Annotated in this window: 2 protein-coding genes and 1 pseudogene; all 3 read left to right on the top strand. The window is 74.6% G+C overall.

All coding sequences use genetic code 11. From position 1 onward, the window contains the following. Positions 1-2 precede the first annotated feature (2 nt). Positions 3-2,243: a dipeptide ABC transporter ATP-binding protein gene (locus CM1CMNOD_RS23125; protein WP_242625453.1), complete on the top strand. Its 2,241-nt coding sequence runs from the start codon at positions 3-5 to the stop codon at positions 2,241-2,243. Positions 2,244-2,527: 284 nt separating this feature from the next. After that, entirely contained in the window at positions 2,528-2,779 is a 252-nt protein-coding gene (locus tag CM1CMNOD_RS12000) for an ATP-binding protein (protein ID WP_013873896.1), read from the top strand. Beyond that, positions 2,769-2,966: pseudogene (locus CM1CMNOD_RS21765) on the top strand (hypothetical protein); the annotation flags it as partial. The gene CM1CMNOD_RS12000 and the pseudogene CM1CMNOD_RS21765, both read left to right, overlap by 11 nt.

Here is a 2,966-nt window from a genome sequence, read left to right as displayed (position 1 = left end):
GGGTGGGCAGGGTGGATTCGGCGCTGGCGGAGTCCCTGCTGGTCGTGGACGGGCTCGACGTCACCTTCACCACCGGCGGCGCGGCGGTGCACGCCGTCCGCGACGTCTCGTTCACCCTGGACGCGGGCCGCTGCCTGGCGCTGGTGGGGGAGTCCGGCTCGGGCAAGAGCGTCACCGCGCGCACCCTCGTCGGCCTCACCGGTGAGAACGCCGTCCTCGGCGCGCGCCGGCTGCGCTTCGCCGGGGAGGACCTGGCCGCGTTCACCGAGGCGCGGTGGCGGGCCGTGCGCGGCCGGCGGATCGGCCTGGTGCTCCAGGACGCGCTGGTGTCGCTGGACCCGCTGCGCACGGTCGGCGCCGAGATCGCGGAGGTGCTGCGCACCCACCGGGTCGTCCCCCGTGCCGAGATCGACGCCCGGATGCTGAAGCTGCTCGACGACGTCGGCGTGCCCGAGCCGGCCCGGCGCGCCCGGCAGTACCCCCACGAGCTCTCCGGCGGGCTGCGCCAGCGGGCGCTCATCGCCTCGGCGATAGCCGCCGGCCCCGCCCTGGTGCTGGCCGACGAGCCGACCACGGCACTGGACGTGACGGTGCAGGCGCAGGTGCTCGACCTGCTGCGGCAACACAAGATCGACGGCGCCGCACTGCTGCTGATCAGTCACGACCTCGCCGTCGTCGGCGGGCTCGCCGACGACATCGCGGTGATGTACGCCGGCCACATCGTCGAACACGGCCCGGCCGAACAGATCCTCGGTGACCCCCGCCACCCCTACACCCGGGCGCTGCTCGACGCCGTGCCCGTCACCCACACCAAGGGCACCCGGCTCGCTCCCGCCGCCTCCCGCGGCCCGCTGCCGGGGCCGGCGGGATGCCCGTACGCGGACCGCTGCCCGCGGGCGGACGACCGCTGCCGCGAACGCCTGCCGGCCCGTGCCGTGCCCGCGGGCGCGCACCACCGGCACGACGTGCTGTGCTGGCACCCGTTCGAGGCGCTGTCCGTCGAGGTGCTGTCCGTCGAGGTGCTGTCCGTCGAGGTGCTGGCTGCCGAGGTGCTGGCTGCCGAGGTGCTGGCTGCCGAGGTGCCGCCCGCCAGGGCCCTGTCCGCCGGGGCGCCGTCGTTCGGCGCACCGTCCCCGGGGCCGGCAACGGACACCACGGCAACGGCGGAGGACTGGGCGAACACTTCTGGTACGGAGGGCGCCGCTGCCACTTCCGGTACGGCCGGTGCCGCCGGCGTCGTCCCCACTGCCGCTCTTGGTGCCGCGGTCGCGTCACCCCGGCCGGCGGCCCCGGGTGACGCGACCGGGGTGGGCATCCCGCCCAGGCCGCGGGTGGGCGCGGCAGCCACCGGCGAGGCGCTGCTGGAGGTCGAGGGTGTCTCCAGGCGTTTCCGCTCCCCGGACGGCACCTGGCGGGACGCTGTACGGGACGTGTCGTTGCGGCTGCATGCCGGCGAGACGCTGGGTGTCGTCGGCGAGTCCGGCTCGGGGAAGACGACCGTGGCCCGTATCGTCCTCGGCCAGCTTGAGCCGGACACCGGGACGGTCCACTTCGCCGGGCAGCCGTGGAGCGGGCTGCGAGAGCGTGCCCGCCGAGCCCGCCGCCGCCGCATTCAGGCGATCTATCAGGATCCGCTGGGCTCGTTCGATCCCCGCTACCGCGTCGAGCGCATCATCGGCGAGGCGGTAGCCATTGGTGGCGTCCCAGGGGACGCCGATCCGGCCAGAGCCAGCGCCCCGAGGGGCGCGGCCCGCCGGGCCCGGGTCGTGGAACTGCTCGACCAGGTCGGGCTGCCCGCGGACGTGCTGCGCCGCCGCCCGCTGGAGCTCTCGGGCGGGCAGCGGCAGCGGGTGGCGATCGCTCGCGCGCTGGCCCCCGGGCCCGACCTGATCGTCTGCGACGAGCCGGTGTCCGCCCTCGACGTGTCGATCCAGGCGCAGATCCTCGACCTGCTCGCCGGGCTGCAGCACGACCTGGGGGTCGCGCTGCTGTTCATCTCCCACGACCTGGGGGTCATCCACCACGCCAGCGACCGCATCATCGTGATGAAGGACGGCCAGGTGGTGGAGACCGGTGACGTCACCACGGTGTTCGCCCGGCCCGCGCACGCCTACACCAGGCAGCTGCTGGCCGCCGTGCCACGACCGGTCGGCGGGCGCGCCGCGCCGCCCGGCCCAGCGGACGCCGGACCCGCCCCGGGCGCGGCACCGGCCGCGGGCAGCCTGAGCGTGGTGTCACGATGACGGCCGTCCGGCGGTACCCGGCGCGGCGATGTCCGGCCTGTCGATGTCCGGACCGGCGCTGTCGAGGGCGTTGTCGGCCCTGGCGCCCGTGCTCTCCGCAGAGATGTCCCGACAGGTGTATCTCGAGGTAGGGGAGCAAAACCACTATCTTGGTGATAATAGTTGGAAAGTTTGAGGACCAAGTTTGAGGACCATCGGACGACATCAGCAACGGTGATCAGTGGTCAGCGACGAGCGCAGTCGCTCGCGTGCCAAGTCGGCGCAGCCGGAGGAAACGCAGCACCATGGGTACCGCAGCTCTGTCCGCCATCATGCCGCGATGGCCGGACGCGCACTCCACCGAGTTCGTTCCCGCCCTGGTGGAACGCGACGACGCCCTGCGATGCCTGGATGCGCTGTTCGCGGAGTGTGCCGCCTCCCGGGGCGCGACGGTCGTCATCGCCGGGGGAGCGGGTAGCGGGAAGACGGCGCTGCTGCACACCTTCATGGCGCGGGCCGCGCGGGCGGGCGCGACCGTGCTGGTGCGTGGAGCGTGATCTCCCGCTCGGGGTCCTGCGCCAGCTCTCCCGCGGCGGCCTACGGGCCGGCCCGCCGGACGGCACCGGCACGCCCGCCGAGCCCGCTGAGCCCGCCGGCCCCGCCGCACGCGGCCTGCTGCCCGACACGGCCTTTGCCATGCCACCCGGCCTGCCCGACGGCCCGGCCGGGGACGCCACCCCCGCC

Source organism: Protofrankia symbiont of Coriaria myrtifolia, from assembly GCF_900634755.1.
GTDB lineage: Bacteria > Actinomycetota > Actinomycetes > Frankiales > Frankiaceae > Protofrankia > Protofrankia coriariae.
The sequence above is the reverse complement of the archived record's forward strand: the minus strand, read 5'-3'. Positions and strand labels throughout refer to the sequence as shown.